At 60.1% G+C, this 18206-nt stretch carries 30 protein-coding genes; 12 read left to right on the top strand and 18 right to left on the bottom strand.

All coding sequences use genetic code 11. The annotated features are described in order from the left end of the window. Positions 1-12 precede the first annotated feature (12 nt). The 17 genes from R1T40_RS08540 to R1T40_RS08460 all read right to left on the bottom strand — a co-directional run bounded on the left by R1T40_RS08540 (position 13) and on the right by R1T40_RS08460 (position 11630). Entirely contained in the window at positions 13-273 is a 261-nt protein-coding gene (locus R1T40_RS08540) for a hypothetical protein (protein WP_317386603.1), read from the bottom strand. Beyond that, positions 270-1850 (bottom strand): phage portal protein, encoded by a 1581-nt coding sequence (locus R1T40_RS08535; RefSeq protein ID WP_317386602.1) that lies wholly within the window; start codon positions 1848-1850, stop codon positions 270-272. The genes R1T40_RS08540 and R1T40_RS08535 overlap by 4 nt, the downstream gene beginning before the upstream one ends. Continuing rightward, a complete protein-coding gene (locus R1T40_RS08530) occupies positions 1847-3817 on the bottom strand; it encodes a phage terminase large subunit family protein (protein ID WP_317386601.1) in 1971 nt (656 codons plus the stop codon). The genes R1T40_RS08535 and R1T40_RS08530 overlap by 4 nt, the downstream gene beginning before the upstream one ends. Next, a complete protein-coding gene (locus R1T40_RS08525; protein ID WP_317386600.1) occupies positions 3817-4542 on the bottom strand; it encodes a hypothetical protein in 726 nt (241 codons plus the stop codon). Before R1T40_RS08525 ends, R1T40_RS08530 begins: the two co-directional genes overlap by 1 nt. A gap of 216 nt (positions 4543-4758) precedes the next feature. Next, positions 4759-5481, bottom strand: coding sequence for a phage tail protein (locus R1T40_RS08520; protein WP_317386599.1), 723 nt, complete (start codon positions 5479-5481; stop codon positions 4759-4761). A 359-nt stretch (positions 5482-5840) separates the two neighbouring features. Next, positions 5841-6512 (bottom strand): transcription termination/antitermination protein NusG, encoded by a 672-nt coding sequence (nusG, locus tag R1T40_RS08515; protein ID WP_317386598.1) that lies wholly within the window; start codon positions 6510-6512, stop codon positions 5841-5843. Beyond that, the gene (locus R1T40_RS08510; RefSeq protein WP_317386597.1) at positions 6506-7096 is read right to left on the bottom strand and encodes a hypothetical protein; all 591 of its coding nucleotides are present in this window, start codon (positions 7094-7096) and stop codon (positions 6506-6508) included. The genes nusG and R1T40_RS08510 overlap by 7 nt, the downstream gene beginning before the upstream one ends. Before the next feature lie 240 nt (positions 7097-7336). Beyond that, positions 7337-7957 (bottom strand): hypothetical protein, encoded by a 621-nt coding sequence (locus tag R1T40_RS08505; RefSeq protein WP_317386596.1) that lies wholly within the window; start codon positions 7955-7957, stop codon positions 7337-7339. 40 nt (positions 7958-7997) lie between these two features. Next, the gene (locus R1T40_RS08500; RefSeq protein ID WP_317386595.1) at positions 7998-8432 is read right to left on the bottom strand and encodes a hypothetical protein; all 435 of its coding nucleotides are present in this window, start codon (positions 8430-8432) and stop codon (positions 7998-8000) included. 32 nt (positions 8433-8464) lie between these two features. Further along, positions 8465-8863, bottom strand: a complete 399-nt coding sequence (locus tag R1T40_RS08495) for a hypothetical protein (protein WP_317386594.1) — start codon at positions 8861-8863, stop codon at positions 8465-8467. Beyond that, positions 8860-9270, bottom strand: coding sequence for an ASCH domain-containing protein (locus tag R1T40_RS08490; protein WP_317386593.1), 411 nt, complete (start codon positions 9268-9270; stop codon positions 8860-8862). Before R1T40_RS08490 ends, R1T40_RS08495 begins: the two co-directional genes overlap by 4 nt. After that, a complete protein-coding gene (locus R1T40_RS08485; protein WP_317386592.1) occupies positions 9270-9572 on the bottom strand; it encodes a hypothetical protein in 303 nt (100 codons plus the stop codon). Before R1T40_RS08485 ends, R1T40_RS08490 begins: the two co-directional genes overlap by 1 nt. After that, complete coding sequence (locus R1T40_RS08480) at positions 9569-9928, bottom strand: DNA methyltransferase (RefSeq protein WP_317386591.1); 360 nt, start codon at positions 9926-9928, stop codon at positions 9569-9571. The genes R1T40_RS08485 and R1T40_RS08480 overlap by 4 nt, the downstream gene beginning before the upstream one ends. Next, on the bottom strand, positions 9864-10322 hold the full coding sequence (locus tag R1T40_RS08475) for a hypothetical protein (RefSeq protein ID WP_317386590.1): 459 nt from the start codon (positions 10320-10322) through the stop codon (positions 9864-9866). Before R1T40_RS08475 ends, R1T40_RS08480 begins: the two co-directional genes overlap by 65 nt. Continuing rightward, complete coding sequence (locus R1T40_RS08470) at positions 10319-10828, bottom strand: DUF1937 family protein (protein ID WP_317386589.1); 510 nt, start codon at positions 10826-10828, stop codon at positions 10319-10321. Before R1T40_RS08470 ends, R1T40_RS08475 begins: the two co-directional genes overlap by 4 nt. Beyond that, positions 10828-11184: a hypothetical protein gene (locus R1T40_RS08465; RefSeq protein ID WP_317386588.1), complete on the bottom strand. Its 357-nt coding sequence runs from the start codon at positions 11182-11184 to the stop codon at positions 10828-10830. Before R1T40_RS08465 ends, R1T40_RS08470 begins: the two co-directional genes overlap by 1 nt. After that, on the bottom strand, positions 11181-11630 hold the full coding sequence (locus R1T40_RS08460) for a phage regulatory CII family protein (protein WP_317386587.1): 450 nt from the start codon (positions 11628-11630) through the stop codon (positions 11181-11183). The genes R1T40_RS08465 and R1T40_RS08460 overlap by 4 nt, the downstream gene beginning before the upstream one ends. 112 nt (positions 11631-11742) lie before the next feature. Between R1T40_RS08460 and R1T40_RS08455 the strand changes: the two genes are divergently transcribed. After that, complete coding sequence (locus R1T40_RS08455) at positions 11743-12012, top strand: hypothetical protein (RefSeq protein ID WP_317386586.1); 270 nt, start codon at positions 11743-11745, stop codon at positions 12010-12012. Positions 12013-12260: 248 nt separating this feature from the next. On the opposite strand, the gene R1T40_RS08450 is transcribed toward R1T40_RS08455, so the two are convergent. Next, positions 12261-12452, bottom strand: a complete 192-nt coding sequence (locus tag R1T40_RS08450; protein WP_317386585.1) for a hypothetical protein — start codon at positions 12450-12452, stop codon at positions 12261-12263. 134 nt (positions 12453-12586) lie between these two features. On the opposite strand from R1T40_RS08450, the gene R1T40_RS08445 reads away from it, so the two are divergent. The 11 genes from R1T40_RS08445 to R1T40_RS08395 all read left to right on the top strand — a co-directional run bounded on the left by R1T40_RS08445 (position 12587) and on the right by R1T40_RS08395 (position 18058). Continuing rightward, positions 12587-12922 carry a helix-turn-helix domain-containing protein gene (locus R1T40_RS08445; protein WP_317386584.1) on the top strand — a complete coding sequence of 112 codons (336 nt, stop codon included), beginning with the start codon at positions 12587-12589 and terminating at the stop codon, positions 12920-12922. A gap of 280 nt (positions 12923-13202) precedes the next feature. Then, on the top strand, positions 13203-13478 hold the full coding sequence (locus R1T40_RS08440; RefSeq protein WP_317386583.1) for a hypothetical protein: 276 nt from the start codon (positions 13203-13205) through the stop codon (positions 13476-13478). 125 nt (positions 13479-13603) lie between these two features. Next, positions 13604-13981, top strand: coding sequence for a hypothetical protein (locus tag R1T40_RS08435; protein WP_317386582.1), 378 nt, complete (start codon positions 13604-13606; stop codon positions 13979-13981). Beyond that, entirely contained in the window at positions 13981-14286 is a 306-nt protein-coding gene (locus R1T40_RS08430) for a hypothetical protein (protein ID WP_317386581.1), read from the top strand. Before R1T40_RS08435 ends, R1T40_RS08430 begins: the two co-directional genes overlap by 1 nt. Then, entirely contained in the window at positions 14286-14699 is a 414-nt protein-coding gene (locus tag R1T40_RS08425) for a hypothetical protein (protein WP_317386580.1), read from the top strand. The genes R1T40_RS08430 and R1T40_RS08425 overlap by 1 nt, the downstream gene beginning before the upstream one ends. Before the next feature lie 14 nt (positions 14700-14713). Further along, the gene (locus R1T40_RS08420; RefSeq protein WP_317386579.1) at positions 14714-15037 is read left to right on the top strand and encodes a hypothetical protein; all 324 of its coding nucleotides are present in this window, start codon (positions 14714-14716) and stop codon (positions 15035-15037) included. Further along, positions 15027-15572, top strand: coding sequence for a LabA-like NYN domain-containing protein (locus R1T40_RS08415; RefSeq protein ID WP_317386578.1), 546 nt, complete (start codon positions 15027-15029; stop codon positions 15570-15572). The genes R1T40_RS08420 and R1T40_RS08415 overlap by 11 nt, the downstream gene beginning before the upstream one ends. A 33-nt stretch (positions 15573-15605) precedes the next feature. Continuing rightward, positions 15606-16028, top strand: a complete 423-nt coding sequence (locus R1T40_RS08410) for a hypothetical protein (RefSeq protein ID WP_317386577.1) — start codon at positions 15606-15608, stop codon at positions 16026-16028. A gap of 32 nt (positions 16029-16060) precedes the next feature. Continuing rightward, entirely contained in the window at positions 16061-17053 is a 993-nt protein-coding gene (locus R1T40_RS08405; protein ID WP_317386576.1) for a DUF2303 family protein, read from the top strand. Between the two features lie 69 nt (positions 17054-17122). Further along, a complete protein-coding gene (locus tag R1T40_RS08400) occupies positions 17123-17422 on the top strand; it encodes a hypothetical protein (RefSeq protein ID WP_317386575.1) in 300 nt (99 codons plus the stop codon). A gap of 18 nt (positions 17423-17440) precedes the next feature. Continuing rightward, entirely contained in the window at positions 17441-18058 is a 618-nt protein-coding gene (locus R1T40_RS08395) for a hypothetical protein (RefSeq protein ID WP_317386574.1), read from the top strand. Positions 18059-18206: the final 148 nt, after the last annotated feature.

The following is an 18206-nucleotide window of genomic DNA, read 5'->3' as shown; positions in this document are numbered from 1 at the left end:
TCTCCTTGTCGGTCAGGTAAAGCGAAACCGCTTCGCATGTCTGGTGCGGGCCGCGCCGCCGGACTTCCGGCGGCAGGCGTTCTCGTATTCCGCAATCAGCTGTTTCAGGTCATCCAGTCGCGCCCGCTGGAATGTCACTTCTTCACCGTCAATGCGGACGGTTTCCCGCAGCTGACCCGCACTCAAGCGAATGCGGACCTTGCGCAGCGCATCGGCCATCGCGCAGGGGTCATCCATCTGCACGATATCTTGTCCAACCTTCATCGTACTCATGGCGCAGGCTCCGTTTCGATGACGGGCTGCACAGCCCGTGCCGCATAGGGCGATTCCATCCCGGCATCGACATAGCGCTGGTGTTCCCGCTGACGCTGTTCAAACAGCGCATCCGGGTCCACCCCAAGGTCGCCGGTTTCATTGGCGATGGAACTGGTTCCGTTCGACAGCCGTTCGGTCGATGCCCTTGCCGACTTGTAATCGTCCGCCGTGGGCTTTGCGGGGCCTTGCCAGTTCGCCGCAGACACCCGGTCACGGTTCGCGCGGAAGGCTTCATATCCGCCCTTGAACGGAATGCGGCCTTCGCCCACTTCTTCATCCAGCCAGTTGCCATAGACCATCTGGCACATCGGGGCGGCGATGCGTTCGCGCCGCCGCATGACCACGGCCCAGATGGACGCATTTTCCATGCGCACGCTGGAATAGGTCGCAGCGGTGTGGTCCATCGTCAGCCCGCCATAGGTGATGCCGATGGTGCGGGCCATGTCGCGGGCAAGGCTGTTCGAAAACGGCAGGAAGTCCTGACCGGGAACCTTCGCGGTTTCCATGCCCAGCTTTTCACCGGGACCAAGGTGCGACACCTGCGGGTCAGCCCCGACCGAAATTCGGCTTTCCGCCGCCCGGTCCAGCTGCGCCCCAAGGAAATCCAGATACTCCTGCGCATAGCCCGTGCCGCCCTTGCTTTCCTTCAGCACTTCCAGCGCTTCATAGGCGTCTTGGCTTGGCGCTTCGGATGTCAGCGTGATCGCAAAAACCGTCTGCAGAATGGCCATTTGCAGGGTTGCGTCATCAAGCAACTCCGCCTGAATATGCTTCCGAAAGGCCGGGGCCAGCAGGGAAATGCCGCGAACATCGGTGGCGTCCATCGGATCGAAGACGTGCATGACCAGCGGGCGTCCATCGACATCGAAGGCGGCATAGTCGCGCTTCGACTTCAAACCGCCAGTGACGGTGTCGAACCGGTAGGACACCGGACGGCCCTTGCCATCGTGGTGAACGCCCTGAAACAACCCTTCCAGTGGGCTGGTGTCTTGCACCAGCCGGGGCGGCGGGACAAGGCATAACTTGGTGCCGCTGGTGATGCCATAGCGGCTGCGGTCGCTAGCGGTGAAGAAATCGAAGACGCCGGTTGCCTCGCCATAGGCGATGTGCCAGCGCAGCCCGATGTCCACCATCTGCGGACCTGTCAGCTTGCCACGCATGTCGCATTCGCGGGCGTTGTGCCAGTAAGCCCGCCAGCGCTTTTTGACCAGTCGAATCCAGTCAGCCTTTTCCTTTTCATCATACCCCATGCCCGAAAGGTCCGGGTCAGGCGTCAGGGTCAGACCCACGCCAACCGTATCGGCAAGAACTTGGTCGGTCGCGCCCTTCAGGCGACCGCTGTTCTGGATCAGGTCCATGGCCAGACCTGCAGCCCGCGACCATGACCGTCGCACATCGTCACGATGGCTGGTCAGTGGCGCGGCCCGACTGGCGATGACGCCACTCTTGGTGTCACGCATATAGCGGGCGGTCGGGCGCGAAGACCGTTCAGCCGCCACCAGTGGCGTTCCGTCTGGCTTGATTAGACCGCTCATCGCGTCCTGTTTCTCCACTTAGACCGCGCACGCTCTTTGGCCTGCGCTTCAGTTTCGTCTTCGGCGGGTTTTTCATCCGCCATCTGTTCGGCCTGCGGCTGCGCCGCCATCAGCAGGTCTTCGAAATCACTCTGCACATCTTCCGGCGGGCACTCGCGTTCCGCCATCAGGCGGTCCCACTCGGTGTCCGGAAGATCGCGCACCCCAAGGCGAAGGGCCGCAGTTTCCGCCTGAAGGTGGGTGTCCAGACCTTCGTTTGCTTGGTTCGGGTCTTTCACCCACAGATACCGTGTGAAGCCCGATTTCGCTTTTTGTGCCTTCCGGCTTTCCGCCGTCAGCTGGCGAAAGAATTCATCTTCCAGACCTTTCGGCAGGGCGATGAACCCGCGCTCTTCCGGATCTGTCTTCTTCAGGTTCCGGTAAAGCCCCATTTTCAGAACCGACGAGGCGAAGTTGAAGAACCGTTTTGAATAGCGGAGAATCTTGCCGCGCCGGTTCCGTTCCTTTTTCACCTGCGCCAGCAGTGGGGCGCTTTCAGGTTGCACGCCGCGCACCATGATGACGCGGGATGCAGGGTGCCGACGTGCCCAATCCCAAACGTCTTCGGTGTAGGCGTTGCCGTCGATGGCAAGCAGGTCGATTTCAACCTTCCGGCCATAGGCGTTCCGAAAGCCCTGCCGCAGCAGGCCGTTCAGCTTCGACTGGCACCCTTCATCGGAAATGTGCCCGTTAAACACACCATATTCGACCACCGCGCGGCGCTTATTCTGACCCCATGCGACAACTTGCCATTCCACTCGGTCGCCCTGACAGTCCACACCGCAGGTCACCAGCGGGAAGCCCGCAGGGATGGTGCCGTGGGCATAATCCGATTCCGACGCACGGTCGCGGATGTCTTCCCATGGCGGCGCTTCACCCAAGACGCGATAGGCTTTGCCCACCACATCATTCCAGAAGGTCTGTTCCTTTGGCGGGTCGCCCTTGGCCGACAGCCATGACCGCGCGATGCGCTCAAACGACTGCAGCAATGAATAGGCCGACCAGATGTAGAATGACCGGTGCACCCGCTTCATCTTCGGGTTCGCGGCGATCCACTTGCCCCCCCGCAGCATCTTAGGGCGGTGGTGTTCTTCAATCGAAGCGCCGCAGCCTTCGCAGGTGAAATGCGCACGTTCTGGATGGTCTTCATCGAGACTGGCCAGCATGTTTTCCCATTCCAGCACCTGCATGTGGCCGCATTCGTCATGCGGGCACGGCACGTGCAGAAACTCCTGACTGCCGGATTCGAAGTTCTTGGTGATGCGGCATCCCGGCACCACCATGGGTGTCGAAATCTTGAAAATCTTGGCGAACTCGTAACCCTGACTGCGGCTGTCCGCTTGGGTTTCCGGGTCGCCCGCGCTGTTCATATCCCACTTCGCAAGGTCATCCTGCACCTGCCGGGACATGGACACCTGCGAAAGCGAAGCGGGCGAATTCGCGCCTGAAATCTGGATGGCCCCGCGACCGTCGCGGCGCTCTTTGTAGAAAACCGAATCCTGCCCGTCGCGGGCCTTCATCGGGAAAATTTTGCGCAGCGCCGTGGTGCCTTTGAGCATCGGGGCCAGCTTCATCTTCGACCACCGCCGCGCGTTTTCGTCGGTCGGGTGGACATAGAGGAAATCGCCGGGGTCCATGTCCATGGAACCGCCGGTGAAGATATTTGCCAGCACCGTGCCACCCAGCTGCGCCGATTTCGACAAGGTGACAACCCGGCACGGGTCATCGGGCGACAAGGCCCGCAGGATTTGGTCAAAGTAGCTGAAGCGTTCCCGGTTGTACGGGCCGGGCAGCGGACTTTCCCGCGACGAAAACACGATGTTTTCCTCTGCCCATGTCAGGTAATCGACAGGCGGCGGCGGGTCGATGACATCCGCCAGAACATCGTGCGCCATCCATTCAGCGCTTGTGACTGCAACATCCAGCATCAGGCATCCAGTTCAACCGAGGTGGCCACGTCCTTTTCCACTTCATCCGCGCGGGCGCGTTCTTTCATCGCAGCGGTCTTGCGGACCTTTTTGAACTCTGCCCGCAGTAGGTGCAGGACATCACGCTGCGGGACGTTGAACTGCGCTGCCATCGCAGCGGCGAAGTCAGGCAAAGCGCCTTCGAAAATCTGCAGCATCATACCCGCGATGCGGGTCATCTGTTCGCGGGCATCGTCGGCAGACATCAGCATGCCTTGCCGCAGCGCTTCATCCGCAGCCTGAATTCGGTTGCGGCGCAGCTGTTCTTCCAGCTTGGCCCGCTTCAGCTGGTCTTCGACCGTATCGGGCTTTGGTGCAGCCGGGGTCGATGACGCGGCAGGCGCTTCGGGAACAGCCTGTTCAGCCGGGGCGGCTTCGGCCATCGGCAGGCTTGGCTGTTGAACCGGCGCGGGGTCGGGATCAGGCGCAGCGGCAGGCTGCACCTGCGCCGCATCATCCACCGTGGTCCGGGTCGCGATACCGTTGCCAAGCGATTGGCCGATGTCACGGTTGCGCCGGACCTGTTCAATCGCGACCGCATAAATGATCTTGCCGGACTTTCCCGGCTTGGTGAACGCATCGTCGCGCAGGATGTCCTTCGACTTCCATTGGCTGACCGCCGCGCGGCTGACCCCCATGGCCCGCGCAAAATCGGCCTGCGACATTTCCTGATGTGCAGCTTCCATGCCTGACCCGTTCAGTCCGTTGCCGGTCGGGCTAATTGTTAAGCCCCCGGCATTAAGCGAACCCCCTTGTGTTAAGGCTTTCCCAAACCCGTCTGACTACCGAACCCTCGGGCGGTTCCACCACCGCGTGCTTTCAAAACGGGGGTACGGTCCCTTTTTTCAGGGGCCGATTCTGACCTGTTTTGGCCCCCCTATGCTTGTACTCATATCGCCGGGTCACAGCCCCAAAAGGCGGCTGATTTCGTGATCAAGTCGGCGCGGCAGGTTCTGCTGCACGCTGCGCTCAAAGGCGTCGGCGGTCGCGCCTTCCACCATCTCTTCAGGGATGAACACGCCAGACTTCACTTTCTTCAGATGGAAGCGCCGTTCGCTCATCCGGTCCATCACGTGCCCGCCGAAGGCGCTTAGATCCACGCGGCGGGGGAAAGCGCCGCCCCGGAAGAAAGTGCGGGGGAACAGAACGCGGCCACGGGCTGAACCAAGATTGGCGACCACGCCCTTCTTGGTCTCGCGCTTCTGGAAATACTTCAGCGCCACATCACCGCCCGCCGACTTCAGCGTGTAAGTCAGGTCATCCCAAGATGACCGCTTGACCTTCACGGACTTGCGGATGGTCTTCTGCGGCAGGCCGGTCTGCTTTGCCAGCGTGCGGACAACCTGCGTCCGCGCCATGTCGCCGGTGCGGTTGATGGCCCGGTTCACCGCCTTTGGCGCTTCCGCCCCCAAAGCGCCCAGCATGTTTTCGAACCGCTGCAGGCCTTTCACATCGACTTCGCCCACGCTGAACATCTTGACCCCCTCCGAAATAGGTACGCGCAGGCGCGGTGCATAGTCGTGGCGCATCACGCATCTAGCTTTAACCCCGCAGGCTAAATCGGCAGCAGGTGCGCCCGCCACCGAACCCCCTCTGGTTCGTTTGGACCTATCGAACCACTGCACGCACAAAAAAGGCCAGCCGCAGGATTTCCGCGACCGGCCTTCAAACCGAGGGACAAGGGAAAGTTCAGATGCGCTTCATAGCTGCCTCCGTTGCTGGCGTTCAAATCTCACACACCCGTTAGACATGAAAAAGGCCCGCGCTTTCCAGCCGGGCCATCGAACAGAGTAATACCGTGCGCGATCTGGTGGCGTTCATTCGCCTAAATCACGACGCGCAATGCCATCAAAAGCACTTGCCCCACCTACTCGGTCTAACTGCATCGCGCTGAAGCACTTCCGTCAGGGACTTGGTATTAGTGGTGGAATCACTGTTAACTCCACCACCGCCCTTGCGTCAACCCCCCCCTTAACAAATCCGATTAAAGCTTAACATCGGATGACCGAAGAGCTTCCAGCATGTCACTGCGAATTTCGGTGACAACTTCGCCGCCAAGAATATCCAGCGCCGCCTTGACGGTCGGACCCGTGACATCAATGACCCGAACATTCACCCCATCTAGCGGACCCGTGACCACGCGAACGGTGTCACCCGCCGCAAATTCGCAGCCCGTCTTCAGGTAGCGATGGCATTCCGGCGAAAGCTGACCGCCACCCCATTGTCGCATCAGGCGCATCACACGGGCAGGCGGGATTTCCACCGGACGCCCTCCGGTACCCATGACGCCGGTGACCACATCCAACTCCATCAGGTCTGGCCATCGGCTTTCCCCGACCGACCACCCCACGAACATCCAGTCCACCAGCAGCGGCTGCGACACCAGAACCTTTTCCGGGCTAAAGCGGTTCTTACGCCTCAGCACCTTCTTCACCGGCAGGAAGACTTCGAATCCTGCACGGCGCAGAAGATGTTCGGGAAGAAACACCCGGTCGCCCGTACCATCGACCCGCCGCTTGCGCACGCGGCCCGCGCGGTCGCGGTAGGATTCGAACTCGCCACCGACCGTGACGGTGCGAATGCCGCCCACCTGTTTGCGCTTCACCCGGCACGCGAACCACTGCATTTCCTGCGCTTCGATTTTGCCCATCAGCATGCCGTGCCCCCCGACACCAATTCACGAATTTCTTCGCACTTCCGCTGCGCGGCATTCCGTGAAGCGAACCACTTTTGATCCGCCTCAGACACCAGCCTGCCGGATGCCTGCCGTTGGCGGATGTCTTCCACCCTGCGCAGCGCCAATTCCGACTCCGCCTTGATGCCCTGAATATTCAAGGCGCTCGGCCAAGCGCGGTTCTTCCGCAGGAACCGCAACAGTTCCGGCCCCCAATTCCCGGCCATGGCATCCCGGCCCAAAGCTGCGGCGAAGACCGCGCGCATCAGCGGCGACGCCTCAGCGGCAGGCGGCTGGATCTTCGCGGCCCGCTCAAGGATTTCATTCGGGATCATCATTTGGTCGCGACCCTTGCCCTTGGGATTGGCGGCGACTTCCTCTTCCAAGGCCGCAAGGCTTAGTTCGGTCATGTAGGCCAGCTTGGGGCACAGCACCTTTGCCACCATCACCTCAAAGTCCGCCTGTTTCGTGAACCCTTTGGGCTTTGTCAGCCCGCGCGCCAGCAGGGGTTCAATCAGCAACGCCCTGACCCGCTTTTCACCGTATGCCTGTTCAGCACTGTCCATCCGTCTTGCCCTTTTTCTCTGCATCTGCCCCGGTCTCAAATGGCGCTTCGGTCGGTATTGGGGCGGTGGTGGCAATTTCTTTTCTTTTTCTTTTCGTTTCTTCTCTTTTCAGCGGTTACAGATTGCGCGCAAAAAAAAGGGAACAAGCAGGAAACATCCGGGAAAAACCCGTAATTTTCTGTTTCTGTTCCGGAATATTCTGTGACCGTAACAGAATGTCACAGAATGGCAGGGCGGCAATCATCGGGCCATCTCCACCTGAAACTCTTCGAGCGCCGACCGGATAAACGGCTCCCGCCGCTGCGCCTCTGGATACCGGGCTTCCAGCCAATCGTTGAAACGTTCCAAGAAGTCAGGATTGCGTAGCAGTTGCCCGGCCCCAACGCGCTGCTCGATCATCTCACGAAGGTCCTTCAGGCGCTTTGCCCGTTTGCGTTGCTCAGTGTCCGCTTGGTTCTTGCGGCGGGTTTTCAACGCTTCCTGCGCCACCTCTGTAGCCACGGGATGGGCAAATCTGATTTCACCATTATCACACCGGACCAATGACCAGTTGTGCAAAGGGGTGATTTCCCGGTCGCAAAGCTGCCGCCAGCGATCCACAGAAATGTCCAACGCCTTCGCCAAAAGCCGCTCATCAGTGGGCAATGTCGCCACCGGCGTTTCGTCATGAGATTCACAGAAGAGAAGAAACCCGAACCACCCCACTTCCGGCTCCGCCAATTGGCGGAACTTGCTTTTACGCCAGCGCTTCAGGTTCCATTGGATGAAGAAGTGAGAATCCAATCGGTCTTCGACGGAAATCGGGTATTCCGGCAGGTCTTGTGCATCGACAGGCTGCAGGTTGCGCACAGGGCTGTTCATTGGACCGCCCCCTGCACAGAAGTAGTGTTGAATGCCGCTGTCAGCCCGGCGCGCGCCCCGCATCCGGCGGTGAGCCGCGTTTCCGGTCTACAGTTCCACGCTGGCGCAGCTTGCTGGCCTTCACGGCCTCTTCCAGACCTTCCAACAACAGCGGGTGCGTCAGCCGAACCTCTTCGCCGCACTGGATTTCTACCCAGCCGTGCAGCGGGTTGATTTTGCGCTGCAAAAGAGTTCGCCATTCGTCCGGCTGCATCCGCAGGTACAAGGCATGCAGATCCGTGTTCAACGGCAGCGTTGCGGGCGGGCACATCTCCATCGCCTTGGCCATCAGGTTGAATGCAGCGCCCTGTACATCCATGTCGGCCAGCACCCCAAATTCGCCTTGCAAATGCCGCCGAAAATAGACCGGGAACCACTGGATGTGGTTCCATCGGAGATTCAGCGGATAGGGATACTGCAATACATCGCTTCGCATGTGTGCATGAAAATCGCGATTGGATCAAAAAATCAACCTGCATAATACTTCCCCTGTTTGGACGCGCGGGCCATGCGGTCGCGATACCATTCCGACTGCAGCCGGGTGACATAGTTGCGACCGGCGCGGGACAGTGCCCGCAGCGCTGCGTCTTCTTTTTCGTATTTCCCCATGCGCCATGCCAGCAGGGCGGGCGCGGCTTTCTGACCGATGCGGCGCATTTCGGCTTCATCCATCTTGCGGCAAGTTTCGCAGCAGTAGCGCTGCCAGCTGCGCGATGGCGCGAAGACGCGCGAACACATCGGGTTCAGACAAACGCCCGGCGCGACCAGCGGAAAATCCGCCAATTCGTGATGCGCCGTGACGTGAAAGGGTTCCAAATCAAAATGCGCCGCCGGTGCATTCGCAAGGCGTGGTGCCGGAAGGGTCACGGTGCGGACCCTTCTTCTGTGGTGCTTTCTGCGACGAAAATTGCGGCGGCGAAATCCCACCGGATTTGGGTAAAACCGACTGCCGGAAGGCCATAGCGGTTGTCGAACCAAGCTTGCATATTGCCTGCGCTGGCGAAGCCTTCGATGCCCGCCAGTTTTTCCATGTTCGCCCCCGTACAGCCCACACCGTCGATGTCAGCGCCCCAATGATGAATTTCGATGGGCTTTGAATAGATGCACGGCACCCGGAGCAGCAGGCGGCAGGATTGAGTGCGCATGCCAACATACTGCTGTAGTTCATCGCCAGCGACCGCATGACGGCGCTTGCCATTCGGACGGATGGTGGACAGCTTCCGGCCCAAGAGGATGTCAGGCTCGAACTCTTGCTGGAAGTTATAGGCGACCATCACCGCACCCCGCAGTCGAATGCATAGGGCTGCGTAGACAGGCCGTATTCTTCCAGCAGCCTGTCGATGCACGGGATGACCCGCAGCCGGTGCCAGCGCTGTTCCACCGCCCGGCGGTCGCGCATCAGGCCCACTGCGATGCGATCAAAGGAAATGCCCTTGTCCCGCGACGTGACCAGCTGGTGGTCATCACGCGGCGACCAGCGGGGATGAAAGATGGATTCCAGTCGCTTCGCTGCACGCGCCTTCACCTCTGCCTTGGAGGGTGTGCGCCGGGTCCTGCCTGTGCCGCCAGTCGTCATTGCCGTGCCTCATGGTTTTCTTCTGAAGTCTGCAGCCCCGCCGCCACGGTCTTGCGCACGCGGCTTTCGGCAATTGCGAAATATTCGGGGTTCTTTTCGATCCCGACCGCGCGTCGGCCTGCCTGCGCCGCTGCCACCAGCGCTGCGCCCGAACCCATCATCGGGTCCAGAACGGTATCGCCCTGATTTGTGGAATTCCGGATGTAGTGGTCACACAGCGCCACCGGTTTTTCGGTGGGGTGCGCAGTCTCCCTCTTGGCGTTCAGCGTGAACAGCTGCTTTGACCCGCAGTCATTGATGCCCTTCTGATCTGCGCGGCCTTTCCACATGTAAATCGTGAATTCGAGGTTCTTCATGTACCAGCGGTTCCGAGTTCGCCCGCACCTTGTCCCAGACCAGCAGGTTGTGGAATTTCCACCCCGCTCCCTCAAACGCCAGCCCGGCGCGGAACAGGTTCTTGTCATTGGTCATGATGTAGGCGTCGGCATCCGGCTTGCAGGCCCGGAAGAACGGCCCGCCGAGTTCTTCCCAATCGGGAACTTCCATCAGCAGACCGTCATTTTGATAGTTGGTTTGGGCAAAGATGCCGCCCATCGACTGATGCGCATTGCCGCCGGATGTCAGTGAATAGGCCACATCGCAGAACAGGAAGTCCGCGATGCCTTCCAGTTCCGGAAGAACATCCCGGCAGTCGCCCAGGATCAAGCGGCATTTGCCGATGGTCACGTCTTTCAGGATGGCACGGGTCATGCGGCACCCCCGAATTCCGACCCTTCGGCCACCAGATACACCGGCACATTGTGCAACAGCGCCCAGCAGGCTTCGCGCCAGACGCCGCGCGACACATCCCAGCCATCCATCGCCGGGATGACCACGGCACCGCAGGCCGACAGCATTGGCTGACACCAGCGCGACCAGAACGCATCATCCAGCGGGTCCAAATGACCTTCGACATCCGCATGACAGATGGCGCATGACATCACGATAGGCGAAACGACCGTGACACCCTCAATGGCGAAAGACCGCGACCAGCGGGCGCTACGGACCTCGATGTCAAACGAAAGGCCGCGATCCCACTGCAGGTCATCGTTCAGCACAGCCTTGGTGTAGGGCGTGGCCAGATAGGCCATCCGGCCACCGACGCGGCGCACTACTTCCATGAACGGGCAGTCCACGTGCAACAGGATGTTGCCGGGATAGCTGGCCTTCAGCCAAGGCCAATCGGGCTGTCGCGGGAAATCAAAATCAAGGCCCATCAGGCACCCCCGCACAGGGCAGCATGCAAGTCGGGCCAGCGGGTGCGGGACAGCGGGAGGAGGTGCCGCCCCGCACCACTGGCAGCGCCGGAAATCGCGGCACTACCCCCAGAGCCAGCCCCGCCAGTGGCAGGACCGACCGCGCCTTGCGCCTGTTTGGCGTGGCCGACCAACTGGCCCACCACGCGCTTTGTCACCGATTGCACGGCAGACCGGTGACCGGAGACCGTCAGAAAATCGGGATGATTGCGGAACGCATCGACCACGGCCCCTTCGACCAAACGCCAAAGCCGCCCATGGTCGCGATGCTTCAGGACGGCGGGATGGCGGGCAGTGGGGCGGCGCAGCGTGGTCATGCTGCACCCCCGTTCCCCATCGACCTTTCCAGCCGCGCCCGCGCTTGGCGCAGGGCGAACATAGCTTCATCGACTTCCTTGATGGCCTGCGCACATTCATCGGCGCAGGTCGATTGCTCTGCCGCCAGAATGGCTGAAATCGCTTCGCCGCTTTCCTTGGCGATGCTGGACCCGTCCTGCAGCAAGCTACCGCCTTCGGACACCGGGCGGTTTTCCAGCCGCCGCGCCATCATGCGGGTGACGGGGTAGCGGCCAGCCGCATCTTCCAGCGCAATGACATCTGCCACCGTCCAGTCCAGATTGCCGCTAACCTTTTTGCTGACCGTGCCCTTACTGGCACCGCCGCCCCACCGGGCGTTGAAGGTTTCGGCCACCGCGTCATAGCAGCCAAACCAGTCCACAAGGGACTTCATGTTCGCGCGAACGATTTTGCGGAAGTCAGGCATGGGAGGCTTCCTTCTGCACAGCCTCTACGCTAACGCTGGTGCCGGATTTTAAAGCGATCATTCGTCGGCTCACGCCGCAGCAACGTGCTTTTCGGAGAAGGGGAAAAAGCCCATGAACTGGGATACTCATTTCGTGCAATTCAGAACCCGTCACGGCACTTGGAGCATCGACCGCATCGACCGCATCGACCGCATCGGCGGCTGGTACCGTGTGTTTTTTGAAAAGGAAAACCTTGGCCACTACGCATCCCCGTTTGTTGCACTGGACGAACTGACAGGAGGTAGCTGCGAATGGCCCGGCGTCTTGGACCCTTCGGAATGCGGTATCTCAGACGACTTTGAAGACTGGACGGCTGTACCCAAGCGCCCAGCCCGTCGATAGTACGCCATAGTCTCGCAAAGGGCCTGATAGCATTTCGGCTGCAGCAGCAACTCCAGCACAGTCCCGTCTTCACAGTCGAACAGGATCTTATCCCGCGTGGTACCCCGCCACGTCACTTGCAGTGACTGGCGCGGAGCGCTCACCCTCTTGCCTGCGACTTCCTCAACCACGGGAAACCTCGTTTCCTGTGCACGCGCGGGAAAGCGGTGCAGGGTGAAGCCATGAAACGCAAAGCACCCATCCCCGCATCAGCTGGCCCTCTTCATCGGTTCGCCAGCATCGCCACCGGCAGGTTTTATGAAATTGAACAGTTCATCAGGGCATTCGATGCTGTCAGTGCGGCAAAGCTTCTTCACCACCGCATACCACTTGGCAGGAAAGACGCCGGACACTGCGGCGTTGCTGATGGTGGTCACGCCAACGCCAAGGCTGTCTGCCATGCGCTTCCGACCAAGTTTATCACAGACTTCTGATGTGTTTGTCATGATATCAAGTGATAATCCATAAATTATGGACTGTCCACATCCATCTCGACCCCGGTTCATTTTTTCTGGACAAAGCGTAGAACTAAGCCATGGACATTGAACGCAAAGAACACCTCGCCCACCGTGGCGACATGGGCGTGAAAGCAAGCGCTATTCGCGTGAAGGCGGCGCGGTACTCGAGCGGCTTCGAGAAGCAGCATGAATTCGCCCGCGCCTGCGGAATCTCAAAGACTTCTTACAATAATATCGAGAAAGGACTTCAGTTTCCGAACAGGGACGTGATGAAATACTTGTACCGCGCGCACCGGATTGACTTTAACTTTATTATTAACGGCGATTTCGCCCAACTTCCCGCTGATGTTCAGCAGAACCTTTTCGACGCGCTCGAACGCGCAAATAGTGAATGGGATCAAACACAAGGTTAAGGTTCACGCCGAACCAGTTTGCAACCCTTGCCAATCTGTAAGCGAGCGGTTTTCGCATCTAGCCCTCCATAGTTAGAACATTGAGGGAACAGGCGCGCGGCGCAACTGAAAAACTCCGCGCCGATTGTCCCCGACCGGCGTTCGCCACAGGCACAACCGGGGCACCCGCAACCAACCGTCCCACCATCGGCTCAGCTGGAAATAGATAAAGCGATATGAGACAATGCCTTACGGTCGCGGATGCGGCACCAAAACGACAGGAGCGATAATGACGGGAAACATGGTAATCATTGCGATGGTCAGCGCGATCATCTTGGCGGCTATCGGGATGCGAATTGCGGGTGGCGAACCTTGGAAAGGCGCAGTTCTGGCCGTGGCCTTTATCATCGGCAGCATTGGCGCAAGCGTTGTCGCTCAAAGCCTCGTTCTGGCGTTCATTGCAGGTGCGGTGGTCGCATCCATCGTCGCAGGGGCGATGAAGGTTCCGACGAAGCAATCCGCCAATGCCTTGCTTGGATGTATTATCGGCCACCTTGTCCCCCTTGTCCTTATGTAACGCACATCAGACCCCACCGCCCGGCGCACCCCTTGATCTGGTGTAAATCCATATAATTTGGATTTTTTTCTTGCAAGTCCATTTTTATTGGATAGTTTGCCTTCATCAAACCGATGGAGGCAACCATGCTTGCAACAGAAGTCCAGCCGCTTGTCGGCGATGATCTGTTGGCCGAACTGGCCAGCCCCGACTATCACCAGCAATGCGGAGAGTTCGACGCGGAAACCCGCGCGATGCTGGCAGTCGCCTTGCCCGAAATCTGCAGTGAGTTGCTGCGCTGGCGGCAGACCGCCGCGAACCGCCCCTTTGCCTTGGCGCTGGCCCTGCGGTCAGCAGCCATTGAAGCCCGGCTGACCGATGCCCGCCGCGCCATCCGTGCCCCGGACCCGATTCACCCCCGCGCCCTGACCGCTGCCTGCGAAACCCTGCTTCGCCATTCGGCCGACGCCGCTGAACGTGCCGCCGCATCCGATGCGCTAGCGCAGATGCAGGAGGCCGCGTGATGGACGTCCTGCACCACCGCCTTCCAGCCTTCCTGATGAACTTGGAATGCCTTGATGTCCAAGGACAGCAGGACGCCTTTGTGAATGAGGTGATGGAAACCTTCGGGCGCTTCGATCCACCTGCAGGCGACCGCACCCATCAGTGGGAAGTGGAGTTGCACGGTATCAGCGCCAACGGTGCGACCATCGAAGAGGCGATGGCCATTTGGAAGCGCTCGGCCCGCCAGACCTGCAAACTGGACGGCAGCGAAGATGACGGGTTCATCACGGCGCACCCAGCCCTGAAACAGATTGGGGCCGCGTGATGACGATGCACACACGCCCCACACCCTTGCCGTATGAAACCGGCACCACTGCCGGGGGCGGACTGCTCGCTGCTCTCGGCTCTTTTTTCCGCCGGTTTCGCAAAGGCACCGCAGGCGGCACGGTCCAGCCCATGCGCCCGCAGTCGCTGTTTCCCGATCAGCAATGGCTGGTGACCCACATGCGTCCAAATGGCGACGTGGCCACCGAAGCCGTTCTAATAAACGGCGGCAACCTGCAGGCCGACATCGACACGCTGGCGCGGCTGGCGCTGCGCCACCAGCGCGGCACCGACTGCGCCACCATCATCCGTATCAGCATCGACTACCGCGCCACTCCGGCGCGGATCGAACTGCTCGACCGCATCACCCGCGACTACAACGCCCGCCGCCGCTTCGAAGCGGAATGCGGCTGATTTCAGGAGGCACCATGAGCGAACAAATTCATTTTCCGACCGAAGCTGCAGCGCAGACCGCGCTGAAAAAAACCGGCTTCAGCCTTGGCACCAGCCAGCGCGATGACCCGCGCGGCATCATGCATGGTGACTTTTGCATCATGAAATGGCGCAACCTTGACGCCAAGGACAAAGAAGACCTGCACGGGGCGCATGTCCGCAAATTTCGCGATGGCCCCGTGACGATCACCCTGAAGCCGAATTGCCCGTCACGCGCGGCAACTGCCCTACGCCGCGCGGCAGCTGAAGCCGTGGCCGCGCAACCCACCGACCACGAAAGGATTGCCCGTGTTCTATAAAGACGAAAATTTGGCCCTGTTCATCGACGGCCCCAATTTCTATTCCACTGCCCGCGCGTTGAATTTTGACGTGGACTATAAGCGCCTGCTGGAAGCCTTTCAGACCAAGGGGCGGTTGCTGCGGGCAAGCTACTTCACCCCGCTGGCCGACACCGATGACCACGTGGCCATCCGCCCGCTGGTGGACTGGATGCAGTACAACGGCTGGAATGTGGTGACCAAGCCCGCGAAGGTCTTTGAAGGCGAAGACGGGCGCAAGCGTATCAAGGGCAACACCGACATCGAAATGACGGTGGAAGTGATGAAGCTGGCACCGGCCATTGCCCATGCGGTGCTGTTCACCGGCAACCGCGACTTCGCCCCGCTGGTCGGCTTCCTTCAGGAACGCGGCACGCGGGTGACCGTGGTGTCCAGCATCCGCACGCAACCCCCGATGGTTGCCGATGACCTGCGCCGCGCAGCTGACGCTTTCGTGGAACTGGACACCCTGCGCGATGCCATCGCCCGCAAAGCCCGCGACGGCGCAGCAGCCTAACGATCCCCAAACCCTGAAAGGAGTGCGACCTTGATGACCAAGCGCAAAGAACCGCCCGCAGCGCCCACTGCGGACCCACATGACCCCTACAAGATGCGGACGCTCGAACAGATTCTGATGCTGTTTGATGGCGGCGACTTCATGGGTGAAGTCATGTCCGGGCACCAGAATCTGATGCAGGACTTGCTGGAACACAACGCCGAACACGGCCCCAAGGGCTGCAACGGAACCATGACCCTGCAGCTGTCCTACGCGGTCGGCAATTCTGGCGATGTCGGCATGGGTGCAACCGTCAGCTTCAAGGCCCCGAAAAAGCCGCCATCCAGCGCGGGCGCATACATCAACGATGCAGGGGAATTGACCCTCTACAGCCCGATGATGAAGCGGATGCACCAGCCTGTGCGCGACGTCGAGGCCTTCGACCCCGTGACCGGCGAAATCCGCGACGCAGACTGACCCTTCACTGACCACAATAGAGGAACACGACAGTGACAAACGAAACCAACCTTGCGACCATGGAAAATCCCGCCGTCACCATGCGAGATATGATGGAGAAGCTGGGCCACCACGATGAAATCGAAACGCCTGAAGGCTTGGACCTAACCAAGCCGCATCTGGTGACGGTGCCCTCACACCGGAAGATCGAAGACCTCACGGCCAAGCATCTGGCGGCGGCGGAACACCTGAAACCGACCCGCCGCAAAGGCACTGCACGCTTTGACGACCTGCAAAGCCTTATCGACTGGACCAACCGAAACAAGGGCGAAACATCTGTTCTGTTCGCCAAACCCGACCTGCAGGCACCGACCATCACTTGCGTTGCAGACTACCACGCCGGTGGCGCTGCAGACCCTCTGAACCCGGACGGGGACCCTTCCGCCCGCCACTGCCACCACCGGGCAATCTATGACTTCCCGCTGTCCGAAGAATGGAAAGCATGGACCGCCATTTCCGGCGAACCGATGCTGAAGGACGAACTGGGCGAGTTCATTGAAGCCAATGCCAAAGACATCATGGACCCGACGCCGGCCATCATTGCCGGTAAAGAAGGCGATAAAAATCAGACGTGGGAAAACCGCCTGATTCAGACCGCGCAGCAGATCGAAGGGCGCTATGGCCAGCTGACCCAGCTGTTACAGATGTCGCGCCAGTTTCAGGTTTATGAAACCAGCGACCTGAAGGTGGTCAGCAATCGCGACACCGGCGAAAGCGAAATCCAGTTCCTGAACGAACACAAAGGGCCTGATGGCCAGCCACTGAAGATCCCGAACCTAATTATCATCGCGATCCCGGTCTTCATGGGCGGCGCGGCGTACCGCATGCCGGTGCGGTTCCGCTACCGCAAGGCGGGCAGCACCGTCCGCTTCATCCTGTCCGTCTACAACCCGGAAAAAGCATTTGAAGCCGCCTTCAAGGAAGCCGTCGAAGAGGCGACCGAACAGACCGGCCTACCGACCTTCCGTGGCACACCGGAAGCCTGATGCCTGATTTCTCTTTCTGGCCCTTGGAGACAGGGGTCAGCGACGGAAACCAACGCCCCGGAGGATCTGATGAACCCCATGACCGAACCACCGCGCGATGCGACCCGCGTGCCACGCCCGCTCAATGAATGGCACGAAGATCACGGCGACGTGGTCTGGTGGTGCTGGGGGTGGGATGGCGAACGGTGGCTGGATGAGACGCCATATGTCGGATCACCACTGGACACGGGGCAGACGGTCGAGGTGCACACGGACCGCGAGAAGGGCGAAGCGCCAGCCGCCCGCATCTTCGTCGGCGGCTGGCCCGGATACCACACCCACTGGACGCCGCTGCCTGCGCAGCCCCACGCGCCAGACCAGCCCATCTAACCCCGAAAGGAAAATCAAATGAGCCTAGAAGCTTGGGGTGATGAGAACCCAGACGACGCCCACTATGATAGCTGGTCAGATGCCGCCTCTGAGGCGGGCTGGATTGATCCAGACGATCTTTCGCAAGCGTCTCTCGACATCATTCAAGAGCGCGACCGCCAGCAACATGAAGAAGGCTGGACACCAGAGCATGACGACAGTCACGCGCCGGGGTCGATGTCGCGAGCGGCAGCTTGCTACGCCTTCGCGACCTTCCATGACGCCCACTATCGTGATGATGGGACGCCAGTGGGCTGGCCTTGGGAAGCCACATGGTGGAAGCCGAAAGACGCCCGATCAAACCTCATTCGCGCAGCCGCGCTAATCACAGCTGAAATTGAGCGCATCGACCGCGCAGCAGCATGCCAAAAAACAACTCAGGCAACTACAGAATTTGATTTGGCACTTGACGAATTCACAGAGGAATTCGTGAAGGAACTGGTTCGCCTTGGGGGTGAAACCTTCGCGGACGGGTCAAGCGTAGAGGATTATGCCCGCGAAATCGCGCCGAGCTACTATGCCGAAAAATTCCAGCGCGAAGACGGGCCAGAGGCATGCGCCGAAGCCGACTTCGATTGCTGGGAGCGCGTCGGCTAAAGGCGAGGATTGCTCATGCCCATCTACCCCAACAAACCCGAACCCTTCAGGTGCGCAATCTGCAGAAAGGCACGGCCTGCGCGCTGGCAGTCTCCACAGCATCAAGACCGGCCCCCGCTATGCTGGGGCTGCGAACAGGAATTTGGTA

It is taken from the genome of Tritonibacter scottomollicae (assembly GCF_032924845.1).
Lineage (GTDB): Bacteria > Pseudomonadota > Alphaproteobacteria > Rhodobacterales > Rhodobacteraceae > Epibacterium > Epibacterium scottomollicae.
Note: the sequence above shows the minus strand (reverse complement) of the source record. Positions and strands in the feature narration are given on the sequence as shown.